Source organism: Collinsella aerofaciens (assembly GCF_040910265.1).
Classification (GTDB): domain Bacteria; phylum Actinomycetota; class Coriobacteriia; order Coriobacteriales; family Coriobacteriaceae; genus Collinsella; species Collinsella aerofaciens_BK.
This window is the reverse complement of sequence record NZ_JBDGAW010000004.1, coordinates 1-17,099: the sequence shown is the minus strand read 5'-3', so window position 1 is coordinate 17,099 and position 17,099 is coordinate 1. Positions and strand designations below refer to the sequence as shown.

Annotated in this window: 18 protein-coding genes and 1 tRNA gene; 15 read left to right on the top strand and 4 right to left on the bottom strand. The window is 50.9% G+C overall.

All coding sequences use genetic code 11. The annotated features are described in order from the left end of the window. Nucleotides 1–16: 16 nt before the first annotated feature. Nucleotides 17–871, bottom strand: a complete 855-nt coding sequence (locus tag AB5Z14_RS02990; RefSeq protein WP_368130216.1) for a transglutaminase domain-containing protein — start codon at nucleotides 869–871, stop codon at nucleotides 17–19. Nucleotides 872–1,263: 392 nt separating this feature from the next. Between AB5Z14_RS02990 and AB5Z14_RS02985 the strand changes: the two genes are divergently transcribed. Then, nucleotides 1,264–2,091, top strand: a complete 828-nt coding sequence (locus AB5Z14_RS02985) for a DUF2971 domain-containing protein (RefSeq protein ID WP_368130215.1) — start codon at nucleotides 1,264–1,266, stop codon at nucleotides 2,089–2,091. 224 nt (nucleotides 2,092–2,315) lie between these two features. Next, on the top strand, nucleotides 2,316–2,966 hold the full coding sequence (locus AB5Z14_RS02980; RefSeq protein WP_368130214.1) for a hypothetical protein: 651 nt from the start codon (nucleotides 2,316–2,318) through the stop codon (nucleotides 2,964–2,966). A gap of 458 nt (nucleotides 2,967–3,424) precedes the next feature. Here AB5Z14_RS02980 and AB5Z14_RS02975 read toward each other — a convergent pair whose 3' ends face one another. Further along, nucleotides 3,425–3,826: a hypothetical protein gene (locus AB5Z14_RS02975; protein ID WP_368130213.1), complete on the bottom strand. Its 402-nt coding sequence runs from the start codon at nucleotides 3,824–3,826 to the stop codon at nucleotides 3,425–3,427. Nucleotides 3,827–4,286: 460 nt separating this feature from the next. On the opposite strand from AB5Z14_RS02975, the gene AB5Z14_RS02970 reads away from it, so the two are divergent. The 10 genes from AB5Z14_RS02970 (at nucleotide 4,287) to tenpIN (ending at nucleotide 13,320) form a co-directional block, all read left to right on the top strand. After that, a complete protein-coding gene (locus AB5Z14_RS02970; RefSeq protein ID WP_497496121.1) occupies nucleotides 4,287–4,472 on the top strand; it encodes an Abi-alpha family protein in 186 nt (61 codons plus the stop codon). After that, nucleotides 4,462–4,968: a DUF4393 domain-containing protein gene (locus tag AB5Z14_RS02965; RefSeq protein WP_368130212.1), complete on the top strand. Its 507-nt coding sequence runs from the start codon at nucleotides 4,462–4,464 to the stop codon at nucleotides 4,966–4,968. Before AB5Z14_RS02970 ends, AB5Z14_RS02965 begins: the two co-directional genes overlap by 11 nt. A gap of 1,108 nt (nucleotides 4,969–6,076) precedes the next feature. Then, nucleotides 6,077–6,349 (top strand): UDP-glucose 6-dehydrogenase family protein, encoded by a 273-nt coding sequence (locus AB5Z14_RS02960; protein ID WP_368130210.1) that lies wholly within the window; start codon nucleotides 6,077–6,079, stop codon nucleotides 6,347–6,349. A 220-nt stretch (nucleotides 6,350–6,569) separates the two neighbouring features. Next, a complete protein-coding gene (locus tag AB5Z14_RS02955) occupies nucleotides 6,570–7,376 on the top strand; it encodes an endonuclease/exonuclease/phosphatase family protein (RefSeq protein WP_368130209.1) in 807 nt (268 codons plus the stop codon). Continuing rightward, entirely contained in the window at nucleotides 7,366–7,935 is a 570-nt protein-coding gene (locus tag AB5Z14_RS02950; protein ID WP_368130207.1) for a hypothetical protein, read from the top strand. The genes AB5Z14_RS02955 and AB5Z14_RS02950 overlap by 11 nt, the downstream gene beginning before the upstream one ends. Nucleotides 7,936–8,190: 255 nt before the next feature. Further along, a complete protein-coding gene (locus tag AB5Z14_RS02945) occupies nucleotides 8,191–9,291 on the top strand; it encodes a hypothetical protein (RefSeq protein ID WP_368130205.1) in 1,101 nt (366 codons plus the stop codon). 517 nt (nucleotides 9,292–9,808) lie between these two features. Beyond that, nucleotides 9,809–11,302 (top strand): PHP domain-containing protein, encoded by a 1,494-nt coding sequence (locus AB5Z14_RS02940; protein WP_368130204.1) that lies wholly within the window; start codon nucleotides 9,809–9,811, stop codon nucleotides 11,300–11,302. A 30-nt stretch (nucleotides 11,303–11,332) separates the two neighbouring features. Then, the gene (locus tag AB5Z14_RS02935; RefSeq protein ID WP_368130203.1) at nucleotides 11,333–12,214 is read left to right on the top strand and encodes an AAA family ATPase; all 882 of its coding nucleotides are present in this window, start codon (nucleotides 11,333–11,335) and stop codon (nucleotides 12,212–12,214) included. Then, the gene (locus AB5Z14_RS02930) at nucleotides 12,195–12,515 is read left to right on the top strand and encodes a hypothetical protein (protein WP_368130201.1); all 321 of its coding nucleotides are present in this window, start codon (nucleotides 12,195–12,197) and stop codon (nucleotides 12,513–12,515) included. Before AB5Z14_RS02935 ends, AB5Z14_RS02930 begins: the two co-directional genes overlap by 20 nt. 379 nt (nucleotides 12,516–12,894) lie before the next feature. Next, nucleotides 12,895–13,320: a type III toxin-antitoxin system TenpIN family toxin gene (gene tenpIN / locus AB5Z14_RS02925; protein WP_368130200.1), complete on the top strand. Its 426-nt coding sequence runs from the start codon at nucleotides 12,895–12,897 to the stop codon at nucleotides 13,318–13,320. A 50-nt stretch (nucleotides 13,321–13,370) separates the two neighbouring features. Here the strand turns inward: tenpIN and AB5Z14_RS02920 are convergent, their stop codons facing one another. Further along, complete coding sequence (locus AB5Z14_RS02920; RefSeq protein ID WP_368130199.1) at nucleotides 13,371–13,652, bottom strand: hypothetical protein; 282 nt, start codon at nucleotides 13,650–13,652, stop codon at nucleotides 13,371–13,373. Nucleotides 13,653–13,958: 306 nt separating this feature from the next. Here AB5Z14_RS02920 and AB5Z14_RS02915 point away from each other — a divergent pair, with 306 nt between their 5' ends. Both AB5Z14_RS02915 and AB5Z14_RS02910 read left to right on the top strand, forming a co-directional pair. Next, entirely contained in the window at nucleotides 13,959–14,549 is a 591-nt protein-coding gene (locus tag AB5Z14_RS02915) for a hypothetical protein (RefSeq protein WP_368130197.1), read from the top strand. 187 nt (nucleotides 14,550–14,736) lie between these two features. Beyond that, nucleotides 14,737–15,096, top strand: a complete 360-nt coding sequence (locus AB5Z14_RS02910) for a hypothetical protein (RefSeq protein WP_368130196.1) — start codon at nucleotides 14,737–14,739, stop codon at nucleotides 15,094–15,096. Nucleotides 15,097–15,320: 224 nt separating this feature from the next. Here AB5Z14_RS02910 and AB5Z14_RS02905 read toward each other — a convergent pair. Further along, a tRNA-Val gene (locus AB5Z14_RS02905) sits at nucleotides 15,321–15,395 on the bottom strand. 397 nt (nucleotides 15,396–15,792) lie between these two features. On the opposite strand from AB5Z14_RS02905, the gene AB5Z14_RS02900 reads away from it, so the two are divergent. Next, nucleotides 15,793–16,950 carry a putative endonuclease domain-containing protein gene (locus AB5Z14_RS02900; RefSeq protein ID WP_368130195.1) on the top strand — a complete coding sequence of 386 codons (1,158 nt, stop codon included), beginning with the start codon at nucleotides 15,793–15,795 and terminating at the stop codon, nucleotides 16,948–16,950. Nucleotides 16,951–17,099: the final 149 nt, after the last annotated feature.

The window sequence follows — 17,099 nt, the reverse complement described above, 5'->3', positions numbered from 1 at the left end:
GCTGATCTAAATCACCTTAGAAGTTATCAGACGTATCGTCCCAGGTACAGTCGACCTGATACCATTCGTCATCGAGCTTGACCGCATTCCACGTATGCCCATCATAGGTATCGCGGGTTTCAGCGTTTTCTATACCTGCGGCGGAAAGAAGTTTCGCATACGCTGATTCATAGGCTTGACATATCCCAAGCCCCCTCGTAAGGGCACTTTCTGCCGAGGACCACTTGAGCGAATTGTCGTATTCAAGTTGATCGAGAAGCCAGTCATGAAGAAAGAGAGCCATTTCGTATTCAGTGCCATCTGTCTCTTGCTTGAGTTGTGACACAGCCACACCAACAATGCTCGCAACGCTGGGATATGCATCGTCTGCAACCTGGATATACGTGTTGGTGCGCAAGTAGTAAACGCCCGACGCCTTATCCATGAGGTAAAAGCGGAAGTTATATGATCCGGTAGCCATCGTTGTGAACGCAAAGTCGTGACTAACGCACGCGTTGGTGTACTTTGTCCACTCTCCGCGGCTTGGGGCGACGATCGACTCGTAGACGTACTCATTGGGGTTGGAGTAGGAGGGCGCATCCATGTTGAAGAGATAACTGCCACCGCCGCCCGTTGCGCTCACGTGGAAGGTCGTTGGCTGTCCAAGTACTGGATCGTTCCATTCGACGTTAAGGGTGACATTACCGCTGGTGGCGCTATCGCTGTGCTGATACCCACTTACTGTGGCCTTTGTGGCTTGTTTCAAATCAGACGACATATCGGAAGCTAGGGAAACCTGAGGTTCCACCTGATGTGCAATTGGATTCGCGATATCGGAATCATTTTTGATGGACTCATTGCAGGTCTCGCTTGTATCGATGTCGCCTGTCATACTGCCGCCCGAATTGTCCTCTGCACCAGTATCAACCTACTCTAGGGTGTTTTCTTGCCACCGTTCTTCTTCCGCTATAACCCTTACAGGTATTGCTGCGCTAAGCATGGATACGCAAAGAACTGCGCAGAGCGAGCGGTAAAAGACTCGTTTAATAGCGGTGCCTCTCGATAAGGTGGGAGCCAAGGCCCGGAGGCGGCGCCAGGCCAACACTCCGTGTATATGTAAGTAGGGTTATTTTTAAGGTAACGTCAGTCAGCAACAGCGAACTTTTTGGACAAAGTTGGGTAGGGGAGATGCTTGGGACCGCTTGGTACTGATTCGCTATTTGCAATTAAGTGAACAAGCTTAGAATTGCGATAAGAACGTTTCATCTTAATCGGGAGCCCACTATGAAAGAACCTGCTGTTCTCTACCATTATACAAGCCTAGAAACACTGGCTTTGATTCTACGTTATCGGACTATCAGGTTCAGCCGATTAGATATGGTCGATGACCCACAAGAGCAACGTTCAGCCGACTCTCAAAACCTTGGAAAAATGAAACTCATCAGCTGCTGGACTTCATCCGACGAAGAGAGTATTCCGATGTGGCGTGAGTATGCCGGAGCTGAATGCGGAGTAAGAATCCAGATGAAGAGTTATCCGTTTAAGCAGTACTCTGTTTCAAATGAGAGCCTCAATAAATTATCAAGTAAAGCGGTTCTGAATGCCCCTGGCGGTTCATTTGATGGCCTTCATCTGCCTCTCGAGGACTTTTGGGATAAGAATTACCTCTTTTTTGAAACGGCTCGTAATATTGAGATGCTTCACGAGGTCGAATACACAAATGATGAGTCTCTTTTGTTTCCAAAGGTAATTAAGGCATTTGAAAACGGCGGACTCGTGGCTGATTTAAATGCACTTGGAGTTCACAAAACAACTGCATGGTCGTATCAGAAAGAATGGCGCTATATCTTGACAGCCGTTCCTATAGGTATCGATTCCGTAATAAACGGACGACTAGATCAGATTGTCAGAGCAAATGATGTCATACTCGATAAACGCGATCCCGGAATCCCACCCTATTACGATCTTGTTATCTCCGATGAAGCTTTTTCGTCAATGAAGATCGTTTCTTCGCCAAAAATGACACCTGGCAACCGCGTGATTCTGAACACGTTGATAGAAAAATACGCACCCGGCATTGAAGTTGCTGATAGCTCGATTGAGCTTTCCTAAGTCGACAACCACGCGTAACCCAAAGATATCTCCGCGTTTGCCTATGGCAAGATGCGCCGGTTTTCATTACCGATTGTTAGTAGCCGTGGCAACAAGAATAGGGCCAATACTGAAATTAGACTCGAAAGCTGTTCCAGACGAACTTCAAGGATGAAGGTGTAAGTGGACAACTGCTTAACTGGAGACATCATCCACTGCGGCACGTGTCAAGGGAGGAGGAGACAATGGGTCTAACAAATCTACCTGAGTACATCTCAGCGATTGTGGCAATCATCGCGTTGCTCATTTCTTGTTACCAAGCTCGTCTCAGCAATAAACAGTCTCTATTCAATCGGCGTTTAAATATATGGATAACCGTCGATAAGCTCATGAGCGTTTACGCAAAAAACGCGAAGAACTTGGAACATGACGACGAACCGCAAATGGCTATCGACCTACTATTTGTATGGCTGACTAACACCACGTACCTGCAATCAATCTCAGCCTCAATTAATAAGGTGTTAGATGCCGAACTTCAACTTAAATTGCATTTAAAGCTTGATGAAATGAGATCGCTCGCCATGGAGGCGAAATTTTGCTTCAAAGGAAAGAGTGGAGAGGCGATTGCCGAATTCATAGAAGATTATCAATCCCTTTTGTTTTCAATGTATCAATATCAGGTTCTATTTAATAAGATGCTCCAGAATGCAAGGGAATATCAATGGACGCTTGAACAAGCTTCTGAAAGGTTAGATGAGCCCGATCAACGGCAAGATCTCTTTGAAAAAGAAGACGTTCTTGCCGCTTCATACAAGACTCTATGTCAGCAAAATAAGCAGGGTGCAATTCAGCGCCAAATAAAATTAACAGGCCCTATGTGGTGCTGGGTGAATTGATGGATTACGGGATGATTAGTAATGCAATGGGTTAGATAACGCGACTTGCCGCACCTACCCCAAGCTGCGGTAAGTCGCTCGGCCATCAGGATATGGCGCACCACCCTTGCGGTCTGGTCCCATCTGTCCCTGGCCTGGTAGACGTACCAGTCGAGGTAGGCCTGCAGGTTCCTGGGCGACATCCCCGTGAAGCGCCAAAGGTAGCGCTTGAGCCAAGAGCACAGGTCGTTCGCCATCTCCATCCGCTCCAGGTAGACCGGGTCGTTCACGTCGGCCCTGTGTGCCTCGCTCTCGAACCCGCCGTCCCTGACCAACGCGTTGTGCGCCTTCTCAAGGTCGTGGATGGGCAGCGACCCGGGCAACATTCTGCTGCCCATGGCCTTCCTTGCGCGCGCCGAGCTGGGCTTCCCGTGGCCGAGAACGACCGCGAAGGGGTTCTTATGGAAATCGAAGGCGACTCAGACGCACGGCTTTTGTCGGGATAGACCACGCTTATGCACCTGTTCGTAACCCTTGGAGGGGTCTGTGTCGTTGATGTGGGTCTCGTCAATCCAGAAGGTGTCGCACAGTACAAACCGGTCCTGGTAGCCGGTTAACGTGGCGAGCGCGCGGCGCCGCCACTCGAAGTCCGTCTTGTGGCTGACGCCGCACAGCTCGGCCGCGCACTCGACGGAGATGTTATGGCTCATGAGCCTGATGGAGGAGACCCAGGCGGGAAGCGGCTTGCGGCAGTGCTCGAGGACGATGTCCCCGGGGGAGGTGAACCTCCTGCCGCGGCAGCGGCGGCGCCACTTCGAGACGCCGGCAGCGATGAAACTGTCCCTCCAGGCGCCGCGAGCGCGGAACCTCGGGCATTCCAAGTCCGGCGATAGGGCGTGCCGGCCTCGGCATGCGCACCGGCGCCATCGCGGCAGCGTCTCTCGTCAACGGCCTCTCTGAACAGCTGGAACTCTTCGGCTGCTCAGACCCGCCAAGAGCCGCCCGAAGGGGTTCGCTCTTCTCAGCTGGATCTATCCCTTCCACCCGAACGCCCACCCGGAGGGCTTGATCTTCAAAGCTTTTCTAATTCGATTCACTTCTAAAGCTGGGTGCCTAGCGAGAACGGGTTGTACGATAAGACTTAGTTTAAATACGCGCTCCGCGTCAGAGAATAAGGAGGTCGGTGTGGATATACACACGGTAAAAGAACTTTCCGAGACTCCGGTACTTGAAAAGGCTTATGACGATCTTGTGCATCCCTCCGCTAAGCCGGTTGGAAATATGCTCAGTTTGTTACCTAGAACGGTAGCCATTTGGCTTTCATCTTAGGATCGATGGGTAGTGAACAGGGAAGAGAGCATCGCGCGCACCATAGATGCTATGGGATCTCGTGTTGATGAGATTCCCGAGGACCATCTCACTGAGCCTCCTGCCCATATTGCCGTGCCTGCAATTCAGCAACTTTCATATTGTTATGACAGCGAGGATTTACGAGAGATGTACGCTAATACGAGAGATGTACGCTAATCTATTACTTTCCTCTATGGACGATCGTGTAGCTGAATATGTTCACCCTAGCTTTGTTCAGATACTCAAAGAAATTAGCCCTGACGAGGCTAAGCTCTTGGGATCGTTAGCTGGCTTAGGGACTGACAGCCCGATTTCTATTCCTCTTATTGATTTACGTATCGTTCGTACTAACGATATCGTGCCTAGCGAATGGAAGACTATTGTTTCAGGCTATAACGAGTGTTGCTTGAATGTCTGCGAGCTTCCTGAGCAGTCTTTGGTGTACCTCGGGAATCTTGATCGGCTGGGAATCCTTAAGCGGTTTGATTATTACTCCGAAGCCGATAAGCCAGCGTTCGAGGCATATGAATCCAGCGAGGCAATTCGCGATTTGATGGCGAAAATTGAGCTCGAGGATGGCAAAAGATTTGATTTTCGGCGCTGGAGTTATAGAGTCACGGATTTTGGACAGAATTTTATCAAGATTTGTGTTTCTCAAAATGGAGCGAGTTGAGATGCTGAGCGTTAATTTGTGCGAGTAGCATTAGCTTTTGTGAGCAGCACCGCTGTTTACTTGAGCATTTGCTCGTTTGAGCACTGCCGAACATCACGAAGCAGCACTACCGTTATTACGCGTGGGCACCGGGGCTGGCAAACGCCCCGGTGTCGTTGTATTGCTGGCGGTCCGCCTTGCGGCGCTGTTGCATGTCGGCCTCTGCCATGTCGAACTAGACAGGGTTGTGCAAGATCCTGTCCATGATGGAGTCCGCGTGGCCCACGCCGCCAAGCCTTGGATGCCAGTCTATTTTTCTTGTGCTGTGTACAGAAGACGGTCGATGCCGTGCCTCGGTTTTATCAGCTCAAACAATATCGACCTGAACTCGTTGTCCAGCTTGTAGAACAGCCTCTCATCATCCACGAGCAGCCGAATGCCCCCCGTTCTTGCGACGGGCTCTTACTCGGAGCACGGCCGCTCCCGGCTCTCCCGCCAGAACTCCTCGGGGCCGGGCTGCCAGACGTAGCACGACCTCACCCTCCTGGCACAGGCGGCCTACGCAAACGGGCGGGCCAAATAGCGCACCCTTCCGCGTCCTCCGCATGCAGGAGCTTGAGCGTTACGTCGGTGCTCACGAACTCACCGCGGACGCGGGCCCCAGAAGGGTCGGCATGGACTGTCCCGGCATCGTCCCTGTTGGGAACGACAGCGCTTAGGCCGCTTTCTCGGACATCCCCTCGACGTCCTCCCAGAAGATGCTATGCTCCCTCGTGGCCTCGCCTGCGTCCCGGACGCTCTGCCACGAGACTCGGCGGTGCAGGCGATCGCGTTCTGCGACAGCCCGTTCACCGACCTCAGCCTCAGGTCCTCCCTGGCACTAATCCTTCTCCCCATGTGGAACCTCCTCTTTCTCCGGAATGCATGACAGACCGAGCGTATCGGGGATGCGCGGGAGGGCGTATAATGGCGGTGCCGAACGGCAATATTCGACCGGGTGGATGGCGGTGCTGTTTCGCAATATTGGTGGTGCTGAAAGGGCCTAGGACTCACGCAAGGACTTCGTGGCCGACGAGTCGCTGCAGATGGTCTGGGAACGCGTGTACGAGGGCAAACCGAGAAGCCGGTCGTGGGCGTGTGCCGCCTGACGATGACGTCCAACTCCGACAACTTCTGCTCGAGTTCCATCCGGTTAGTCATGAAGCGCATGAAGGCCAAGTGCGTTCCCATGGTGGCCTACAAGCCCACTCTTGACGCGCAGGAGTTCTTCGGGTTCGAGGTGACTCACGACCTGAAGGCTTTCAAAACCGGTTGCGACGTGATCATGGCCAACCGCTGGGGTGACGATCTCGCTGACGTTGCGGACAAGGTGTACACGAGGCATCTGTTTAAGCGGGACTAGGGGAAAGGTCGTCTGGGCTGGACGGGCACCATCTTCAAAAGAATACTGAGTTGAGGAAGGGGTGTATCGGCTAAAGCCGATACACCCTCGCTTTTTTCTAAAGGAGGCAATCTTCATAAGACCATAATGATGAAATTTAATACTTACAGTCGAAGATGATCCTTAACTCAGGGGTATATTATATGAACTGAGTAAATTATGAGGGCTGTCAGGTAAAGTTTTGAAACTATTCTTTTGGAATTTAAAACGCAACTGCCTAGCGAATCTCATTCATCTGGCTCTTCAACAAAATGACGTGGATCTAGCGGCTTTCGCTGAAGTTGATCAAGTGGACTTCCAGAGATTAATCGAACTGCTTGATGGGCAATATCGACCCGTGCAGGCAATAGATGATAGTGCGAAAACGAAGCTGCTCGTCAAGTCTTCAATTTGTTCACAGCATGCCTCTACAGTAATAAATAATCTGACATGCACATTGATGCTTGACGGTGTTCCCGTGAACACCTCAATTGTCCATCTGCCAGACAAGCGTAACGATCCTCATGGCGATCGTCGCGAAAGGATAATTAGAAAACTCGTTAGCGAACTAAATACTACGAAGACCACGTACCCCGGTAGCTTCAATATGTTGATAGGTGATTTCAATTGCAATCCATTTGACCCTGAAATGGTAAAACTCGATTCCTTAAATTCGACCTTTTTCAAAGAGGTTGCAAAGAGGCTGAAATTTAGAGATAGCTATGGGTCATCATATCCAGTAATGTATAATCTCACTCTAGAATTCCTATCTGAATCCAATTCTAATCAGGGTTCATATTATTGGGGTTCGGGCGATTGTACCTATTATTGGCATTCCCTCGATCAAATCGTTGTAGATTGGCAGTTAGCGGACTGTGTTACCGATTGCCGCTATCTTCGTCAAATTGGTGATACTAAACTAATTGTTAATTCACAGCCGTGTTCAAGGTACAGCGACCATTTGCCACTATTGGTAACTATGGAGATGGGGAATTGTCATGGTAAGTAACGAAAATTTCTGGGCGAACATTATTGATCAGCCCTTGAACAATTCTGCTGAGAATGTCGAATCGATCATGCAGAAGCAGTGCGCAGATGTTAAGTCTGCGTCTCGTGATTTGATTGATGCTCGTTTTATCAAACTTGCTTTTACCACCAAAATATCCTCCAACATGTGGACGCCTCAAGAAATAAAGTTTCAACTCAAGGGTCCAATAAAAGAAAAGGTGGAAGAAACTGCCTTGGACCTTACTGATGCAAACGACTCCTATTCGCCGTCCGATTATGCTTTTGATATTTTCACAACGCAGTATAAGTTTAGAGTGATGACGATGAGATTAGGTGCTGTCTATCCAATCGAGCTGGTCTTAGATGAGGACATCTTCTGTCAAACCAGGGATTTCTATACCGAGACAATTAGAATCTCAGAGAATAATAATCTCATCGTTGTTCAAAACGACAACGAGCTCAAAGACTGCCTGGAAATAATTATTTCCAGGAACGAGAAGATGAAATTCATCGTTCGTAAAATGATTGAATCGGAAAGAGCGTTGCGTGCTCTTAGCTGATGGTGAAATGCGTTACCTTGCTATTAGCAAGGTATTCATTGGCATCTTTAATATGATCAGAAATCTCAGTGACGACCGGTTTGCATAAGATAGCCCTTCCTTTCACCGACTGACAAAACGATTTACACCTAATTCTTGGCACTGCTAAGGGGCATTTTGTTTGTTTTCGGCTTGATCTCGCTAAACTAATAACTGCTGCTACCAGGGCATTTTCTGGTGCACATTCTATTGGCTCCTGCGAAGATCGGAGCGGGTATGTTTGCTGCCGAGTCCCACACCAGCCGTCATTTCATTGCGATTGTCACCATGGCCTGCCTATGCGTTTTGCTGGGCGGGCCTTCTTATGCCGCGGGCGCGGAGAGCCTCATCATCGCGGGCGCGACGTACTACGAGCCGGGCGTGTCGGGCCTCGGCTGGGCCTGGACCGATGCCGACCACCTGGAGCTCAACGGCTACGCGGGCGAGGCCATCGGCGCCGACGGCGACCTGGTGCTGACGCTTGCCGGGCAGAACTCAGTGACGGAGTCGCATGCGCCCAATGCGGACATCACGCTGTGCGGCATGGAGGTGTGGGGCAGCCTGACGCTTCGCGGCACCGGGGCCCTGACGGCGACGGGCTCGCAGTGCGGGATCCACGTGTCGCAGGCGCTCGTGGTGGACGGCTGCACCGTCGATGCCCGGGCGGACGGGGCCGATGTTACTGACGAGGTTGTTGCCGGTGTTATCGCCGGCGACATGGCCGTGCGCGGCGGCGGGCGCGTCGTCGCCGCGGGCGCCGGGTCCGGGGCGGGCGTGCGCACTTATGGTGTGTATCTGCAGGACGCAGGTCTTGGCGATGGCGAGGGCGCGGCCGGCTGCCGGCTTTCCGTCGATGCCTCGTGGCTCGATGCGACCGGTGCCGATGGCGGCGTTGCGTGCACGGGCGGGTCGCTTGTGTCCACGCGGTTTGTGACGCCTGACGGCGGGGCATTTGGTGCTGGTGGCGTGGTGGATGCTGCCGGGACCGTGGCAACGCACGTGGTGGTTGAGCCCGATGTGGCCACGCCGCCGGCGGGGGAAACCGACAGGGGCGAGGTGACTGGCGATAGCGCGGAAAAGTCTCCCACCGATGCTAACCCCGCTGCCGGTGAGCCCGCCACGGGGCCCTCGGCAAATCCCGCGCCGAAGCCCGCTGCCGCGCCAACCAAGACAACAACGACAGTGACCAAGACCACAGTTGCCAAGACGGCCAAGCCCAAGGCTGCCACCGCAACAACTGCGGCGCTCCCCAAGACCGGCGACAACAACTGGATCGTCGCCTCCTTTACGTTTTTCTTGCTTGGAACAACGCTTCTAGCCGCCGCATATCGCTGCTGAGGCGGCGCAACGCACTTAGCTGCAATACAAGAACTCTGTTGAAGCTTTGAGGGCAACACTTCCGGATAGGGAGCGTTGCCCTTTTCGCGCATGCAACATCTGACGTACTAGCCATATGCGTTTTCGCGCTGGGAATGAAGCAGAGTACCTTTCTTCAAAATATGATCACCCCAAAACCTTTCTTCCGGACCGGCGCTAATTTGCACTTTTAGGTACTGTGAGATTCTGGGACGCATGGAACCGCATGGGTGGCATTCGCACTTGCTTGGAGACCATTGAGGGAGCCGTCGAATGAAGTTGACATCAAAGGCGGAAGCCGGTGTCAACGAGCTTGTCAACAATGAGGCTAAAGGCCGATTAGTATCTTATCCGCATCGAGGGATGGGATTATCATAGGGACGAAGGAGTTTTGCATGAGAGGTTCATATAACCGGCCTATCGTCCAAGATGGACAATCGGCCATGTAATATCAATGTTGGGCGATAGGCAAATCGCCCGGACAGCATAGGAGGTGCAATTGGAACGCATAGTCACGAAGCCGACCAAAATCGATCTCCATATCCATTCTGCTGCAAGTGTCGTCACAAAGGACAAAGGCAAGAAGGAACTTTCCGATTGCGACAAAGACCATGTTAACGTGCTGCTTCGCGGTTTGGAGGCTCATGGCATCAACATGTGCGCAATCACTGACCACGATTGCTTTGACAAAGACCTTTACTTCGCTTTGAAGGAGAGGGAGGGGGATGGCTGCCTAAACAAAGTGCTTCCTGGTATTGAGTTCAGCGTGTCCATTCGCGCCGATGGCAAGAAGCCGACCGTCGTCCATATCGTTGCCATCTTCGATGACCGGCACCCCGATCTGATTGACGGCATCGCCGAGGTCGTCTGTGATGAGAACGGGAAACCGCGCTACGACGATCTCAATAATGGCGCTTTCACCGAAGACGGTTTCGCCAAGGTCCTGAGGGACATCGGCCTCAACGCCGTCCTCATCGGGCACGAAAAATCGGCCGGCCAGGAAGCGAAGCGGGACGTGAGCAGTCTCGGCGCGAATTGCGCCAGCGAAGTAATTATGACCGAGTTTGTCGACGCGGTCGAAATTCGCAACAAGCGGCGAGAACTCGACATCAAGAGGCTCATCGAGACCTATCCCAAAGATGCCGTTCCGTTTGTTGTCGGGAGCGATTGCCATGATTGGGCGACCTATCCAGGGAGAGAAGGCGGTGAGATTTCGTTCTCCAGCCTGAAATGCCTGCCGACCTTCGAAGGCTTGCTCATGGCGGTCACCGATCCTTCGAGAATCAAGGTCGGCGACTGCTCGTTCTTCAGCGCCAGCTCTTCGAAGCTCGATTCGTTGAAGCTCTCAGTCAACGGCAAAAACTTCGACATACCGTTTTCGCCTGGAATCAATGCAATCATCGGAGACAACTCCATCGGCAAGTCGATGATGATTCATCGTTTGACCAATTGCCGGCATGTAGATGGACACAAGTTGGCCGACGGGTACGAAGCCTATTGCGCGAAGGAGGGCATAAGCGTCGACACAATTCTCCCCATTGCAGCCGAGTTCAAGTTCGACGACCAGGACAGCGTCCGCAAGACCCTTGAAGAGCTGCATTCGGGGCAGGGGCAAAACGATTATTTCGGTAAGTATTTTCAATCCCATGTTGATGTCGACTCTATCAAGGATTCGCTTAAGCGCTTCTTCGACGAGTGTGTTGTCGCCTTAGAGTCGAAAGCGCGCTTCAACGATACGCGCCGTCGACTTGACAAGCATGAGGTGGTTTTGCGAGACCTGCCAAAATCCGAGAAGCTTACCATCTCCCAATATTCGAAGACTATCTCTTTTAAGGACATAGAAAGCCTAGGCTCTAGGTTGCTCTCCTGCAGGAGCGACCTTGTCAACGCCAGAGCGGATCACTCGAAACTTTTCAAAGAGATGGGGATTGAGGCTGCCGAGGCCCATGCCGATGCAATTAAGGCGATGGACAGGCTTCTCAAGCTTGTCTAGAAGCATAGGCTAGTCTACGAACGCGACGACGTGAAGACCCGAGCAGTCAAGGGCGCTGCGAGCGAGGAGCGCAGGGTTCTTTCAAAGAAGAAGACTGACGAGCAGAAAACTATCGATGATTATTCGGCGACTCTTGACGATGTCTCTGGGAAAATTGCCAACGCTGTGTTGCTTGCCGCAAAGCGATGCAACAGGAAGCTCGAGTATGCCGTTCCTGTTGACATTAGGGTTCCCAATCCTATGGGGAAATTCATATTTGTCTCCGAACTCACTTCTGGTAGTACCGACATAAGCTACTGCAATGAGGTCTTTGGGGAGGTGTTCAACAAGCCTAAGCTATCGCTTCTGCTGAATGGCATACAGTCCGAAACTGAGCTGACTACGGAGGAAATAGCTGCAGCGGTAACAGGTGAAAAACCTTCCATGGCGACATGCTACGATCAGATTCGCAACAAGCTTCATGCGGTGGTTGACCGTGTAACCGAGAGAAGGAAAATCACCAACAAGTCCATAGGCATCGACGCTGAACCGTCGCCTGGCCTGTACGGGACCCTGTACTTCGATCTATTGGCGGAGGAGGACACTAAATCAGGGGTCTACATTATCGACCAGCCGGAGGATCAAATCTCGCAAGTAGCGATTAAGGAACACGTCCTCGGTGCCTTTAAGAGGATGAGCGCCAACCGGCAGATACTGATGATCACGCACAACCCGCTCTTTGTCGTAAACCTCGACGTCGATAACGTCATTGTGCTCGCGCGCGGCCAAGATGGGGAAATTGACGTGAAGAGTGGGGCTTTGGAATACGAATGCGACGACTACAAGGTACTCGACCTTGTGGCCAAGACCGTTGAAGGAGGTGCTGAAGTTGTTAGGAAACGACTCAAACGCTATGGCTCAGAAGGCATATAAGGTCTGGCTGAAGGATGGGAAGATCGCGATCGAGGGTGTTGACGGCTTTTCCATTGATGTCGAAGACCCGAAGCTGAACGTAGGGAAGTTGTACTCGGCCCTTTTCGCTGGAATCGACGAACCTACGACGATTTCCCTCGAGCCCGTGACTGAACTTAAACAGGATCGCAAAGCCTTCTCTTTCTTTGAAAGCTTGAAGAAGATCGTGGATGGCGCTTGCGAAAAGATGAATCCGGGTCTGGCTGATATCGCCAAGAAGTCTGAAGGGCTCGACGCCGACGACGAGGCAACACTGAGTTGATGCCGTGCTGCTTGTTAGCGAAAGCTAAGGTCAATGGGGGCTTGTATGGATACTTCTGTTTGTGATAAGCAAGATTGGGCGTGAATACAAGTTAATTGTCTAGGTGAATCTGGATTTCTAGATATGTACGGTCAAGATTGAGCGGCCTAATTCAGGCCTAATTTAATCCTTCATATTTTGAAATCCCAATCATTTCCTCCGTTGCTTGGGTATACTTAAATCAGAAATTGGTCGTAGGGCGCGACCAACGGAATCAAAAGAAAGCCCACTGAGAAGATTTTGGTCGTAGGGCGCGACCAACGGAATCAAAAGAAAGCCCACTGAGAAGATGCCTTCAATCTCTTTGGGTTGGAGGCATTTTCTTTTTCGGAGGGTCTGCATGAATTCTAAAATCGTCTTTTTGACAAACTCCTTTTACCAAGATCATCCAAACCCGCCGTTTAAAGAGATGGAACAAAAGCAAAATCGTCCTTACATCGTCTTTTTGGTCGAAATCGAGGGACATACGTGGGCCATACCTTTTCGCTCGCATATTCGCCATGGGCACGCATTCTTTACCGATGCCGAAAACAAATGCGGGATTGATTATTCGAAAGCCGTTGTTGTAGACAGGCCAGACTATATAGATCAACAGGTGCGTCCACACTTGCGCCAGAACGAATATGAAGCTCTCCGCGGAAATGAATTCGCAGTTCAAAAGGGATTTGAAAAATATATCAAGCTTTACAAGCGGGCTGTTCGATCGGGACATCCGCGCTATCAATCGCTTATCAAGTATTCTACGTTGCAGAATTATGATTTGTAGCCTAGTTGGAGCATAGTGGATTCAGGCTCTGCCGTATGCTCAAATCATATTCACACAATAATTTGAAGAAGGGACGCTGTGTGGAGGCCACAAAGCGTCCCTTCTTTTCCCTGCATGGCAGCCGGGGCCAGGCTCTCAGTGCGTCGGGCCTCGGCTGGGTCTAGACCGAAGCCGACCACCTGGAGCTTAACGGCTACGTTGCCCAAGACAAACACAACGACCAAGACTACGGTGACCAAGACCTCCAGGCCCAAGACCGCAACCGCAACCACTGCGACACTCCCCAAGACCGGCGACAGCAACTGGATCGTCGCGCCCTTAACGCTCTTCATTCTAGGAACAGCGCTCCTGGCTACCACATATCGCTGCTAAGGCCCCGTTAAAGCTAGACCAAGGGAGAGGTGAAGCAGCTATTGCAGAAGTCTTTAGCCTTCCACTAAATCAATTTCTTAGAGATTGGTGCCGTATCAGCCATCGCTGCGACGGCACTATTTTGTTCAGCTCGACTGTCTCTCGATCCATTACCGATGTTGGGCCTTACACCCCATCTGCCAGAGCGATATGATAATTGCAATTCAAATACTGCCGTTTATAAAGCATCATTTGGATCCAATTGCCTATATCACTGGATTCATACCATGAGGAACTACTATCAAATCAAAACCGTCGCATCGGCCCCTCCAAGAAGGCTCATCCCGATCGGAAAAGTCATCAGCGTTACTGGGCTTGTATTGGCAATTGTCAGTTTCTTTTCCGCTCTGTCATCGAGTGCCAACATATATGGCTCTCTTTCTTTTACTTTCTTACTCCTTGGCTTGTTCTTTTTTGTGGACGGGCTCTTTCTTGTTATTGCTGCATCAAGACAACAAGAGAAACTACTGGGGCTACGCCAATCGCTCCTAGAAGATGATCCTCAAATCGTCGCAAGCGCCGAAGAGTTTATGGCTCAGCGAAAGGCCCTGACACAGCAAGGCGAAATTACTGGCATCTTCATTGTTCATAATGCAGCCAAAGATCTGTACTACGTAGGCCAAAGCGCGAAAGCGATTGATCGAGCGGCAATACAGTTTCTCGGTAGGGGCAATTGCGATGTGTATGCCGATTACAAGTACGGTGACTCATTCAACGTGCGAATAATCCCGCTGTCGGAAAGCGGCTACGAAAGTCTCAATGAGCTAAAACGCGCAGCGATACAAGCGCTCGAGGCTGCTGATGAGGGGCTTTATTAAGGGCGAATGTTTGGATAAATGAAATGGCAAGCTCAAATAACACAGGCAACAACGAGGAATTAACGCCGTCCGTCGAAAAAACGCTTCTTAACGAATCCGGCTCGATTGCCAGGGTCAAATCGTTCTCATGGATTTGGTTTATCAATAAGGAACGAATCCACGACATAGATCCCGTCCAATGCGGCAAATGGATGTTCTTCTTCTCTCCATTCAAACCGTCCTCATGGACGACATTGTCGGAACGGCAGTTCTTGATGGCGTCGTCGTAGAGGCCAAATACTCGAACCCCGAAACGCTCATCGCGGCGGGCTCGAAACAAGGTGTCTGTTGCTTTTACTTAAACGGCAACGATAAAGAAAGCCATAAGAGGGTACTGAGCTGCATGTTGGAAAACGGGTTGATCAGGAAGACAAAGACCGGAAAGCTTTATAACATTTCGTTCAAGTACGACTCTAAAACCTATGCGGGAAAGTACAAGGGGAGCGGCTTCTCCGGAAAGATAAAGCTTGCGGACTTCGTTGACCTAAAGACTGGGGAGTTTATCTAGGACAGCGGGCGGAGTGATGAACTGGACACTATGAGAACTCGGTATCCTCGGCATTGGCACTCGCAAAAACCTTACACTGCAGCATCGAAGACCTCGTCTGGCAACCTTGCATATACTCTTGCCAAGAATAGCGATTCTGATAGCACAAATTTATTTTTAGAATCACTCTTGGTTTCAAAAATAAAAAAGGTCAAAGATTCTAAACCTCTGACCTGATCTTTAGATGGTGGGCGATACAAGATTCGAACTTGTGACCCCATCCGTGTGAAGGATATGCTCTACCCCTGAGCCAATCGCCCGTCGCCTTTCGGCAAAAGAGATACTAACATAGCCGCGCCCGGTTTTCCAAGAACTTTTTGCCTTCGATTTTAAATTCGTGACCATTCGCAACGACTCGTTGGCTACATCCAACTTTTAACGCATATCCACCCTGCTGACGTCATCGAACGTTTTCCCCAAAATGATTACGTTCATTCGTTGAATTATTCACTCCATTAGCGAGGAATTATGGAGACAGGGACCCTCAAGCTCTGAGCAAACACCTGCGGTTTTACTGCACACTTCAACTATTTAGCAAAACCCGTCAAGCTTTTGGTCAGTATTTGGTCAGCTTCCGGTACTTACCCGCATGAAGCGCACCTAGATAATCGGACTCGCGAGCCGCATAGCTCACGCCCGACACTAGGGGAGACCAACATGGACGAGATCATTTGTGCAAACACCGCGTTCCGCTACTGGCGCTGCCCGCCCCAGGTGCGCGATCTCTACCCGCGATTGCCAAGCCCAGAAGACGGCTGGCGAGCTCTAGCCCATTCACCCTTCGTAACCAATGTTCTTAAGACTCCCATCATCGCCGTTGCCTCACCAGGTTGTTGCAATCACCACTCGGGTCTACGCTCCACTATTCGCTGGGAAGGGGAATCGGATGTTGGCACCACGATCGATACTCATGTAGGTTTTAGCGTCACCAATCCACTTAACACGTTATTTACCATGACACGCTTTGTGTCCCAAATAGATCTCGTACTCGCTATGTACGAACTTTGCGGCTGGTTTTCTGTTTTCGATCCGACCCCTGCTGCCGAAATACAGTTAAAAATGGCGGCAAAAGAGATTCACCAGAGCAGTACGCAAGATCTATTCGAACTTGATGAAGGCGAAGACGAGGCACCTTGGAAACGGGTTTATGCCCGTGTAACCGTAAAGGCCTCGGAAAACGAAGGGCAAACGGACCGGCATGAGGATAGTAGAAAGGTTACGAAGCTTAAAGGAACCTCTCTCTGGATGAGAAAGCCACTCATCGAATTAAGTGACTTGCATCAATTCGCCGACAAGGTCAAAAGTCAAATGTGGGGAAAGCAGTTCTATGATGCCGCTCAGCAGGTTATCGGCATTGCCGCGTCTCCGCTCGAGGTTGCAGGAATCTTGCTTCTAAACCGTCCGCGGCGTCTTGGCGGTGCGGGCTTCACGAACGTTTATGCCAACGACTTGACCCCACTTTCCATTTCGGCGCAAAGCATTGCAGGTCAAAAGGTCTGCTACAGCGATATCGTGATCGTAAATCCGATTCTTATGAAAGGTGCAATTATCGAAATCCAAGGTGAAGTCATTCATGGCTCGGGTGCAATACTTGACCACGATGCGGAGCGCATGACTGCGTTGCAGAGCATGGGATTCGATGTATTCTTGGTGACTCACGATATGCTCAACGATTCAAAGCAGCTAGATACCATAGTCAGAAGCGTCTGCGACCGTTTAGGGATTCGCTATAAAGCCAAAACTGAAGCAATGAAGTCCGCCGAGACGCGACTGCGAGCAAATGTTTTGTGCAACTGGTTAGAAATCGGAAATTAGCTGCGACAAGGCATTTAAACGAGCATATTTGCATGTTAGTAAACCGGTGCCATTTCAAAACCATGCCGGATAACGGGGCTCAGCCCAGACCGGCCGTCCATGCCCTACATTTAACTAAATGCGCAAGCCTTCTACCTGCTGTTTTGTTT

Coding starts and splice junctions, on each gene's coding strand:
- AB5Z14_RS02920 (WP_368130199.1), bottom strand. CDS start 13,652: ATGAAGAGCGTTAAGGGCGCGACGATCCAGTTGCTGTCGCCGGTCTTG.
- AB5Z14_RS02945 (WP_368130205.1), top strand. CDS start 8,191: ATGTTTGCTGCCGAGTCCCACACCAGCCGTCATTTCATTGCGATTGTC.
- tenpIN (WP_368130200.1), top strand. CDS start 12,895: ATGAATTCTAAAATCGTCTTTTTGACAAACTCCTTTTACCAAGATCAT.
- AB5Z14_RS02915 (WP_368130197.1), top strand. CDS start 13,959: ATGAGGAACTACTATCAAATCAAAACCGTCGCATCGGCCCCTCCAAGA.
- AB5Z14_RS02910 (WP_368130196.1), top strand. CDS start 14,737: ATGGATGTTCTTCTTCTCTCCATTCAAACCGTCCTCATGGACGACATT.
- AB5Z14_RS02950 (WP_368130207.1), top strand. CDS start 7,366: ATGGTAAGTAACGAAAATTTCTGGGCGAACATTATTGATCAGCCCTTG.
- AB5Z14_RS02980 (WP_368130214.1), top strand. CDS start 2,316: ATGGGTCTAACAAATCTACCTGAGTACATCTCAGCGATTGTGGCAATC.
- AB5Z14_RS02930 (WP_368130201.1), top strand. CDS start 12,195: ATGGCTCAGAAGGCATATAAGGTCTGGCTGAAGGATGGGAAGATCGCG.
- AB5Z14_RS02990 (WP_368130216.1), bottom strand. CDS start 871: ATGACAGGCGACATCGATACAAGCGAGACCTGCAATGAGTCCATCAAA.
- AB5Z14_RS02985 (WP_368130215.1), top strand. CDS start 1,264: ATGAAAGAACCTGCTGTTCTCTACCATTATACAAGCCTAGAAACACTG.
- AB5Z14_RS02965 (WP_368130212.1), top strand. CDS start 4,462: ATGTACGCTAATCTATTACTTTCCTCTATGGACGATCGTGTAGCTGAA.
- AB5Z14_RS02900 (WP_368130195.1), top strand. CDS start 15,793: ATGGACGAGATCATTTGTGCAAACACCGCGTTCCGCTACTGGCGCTGC.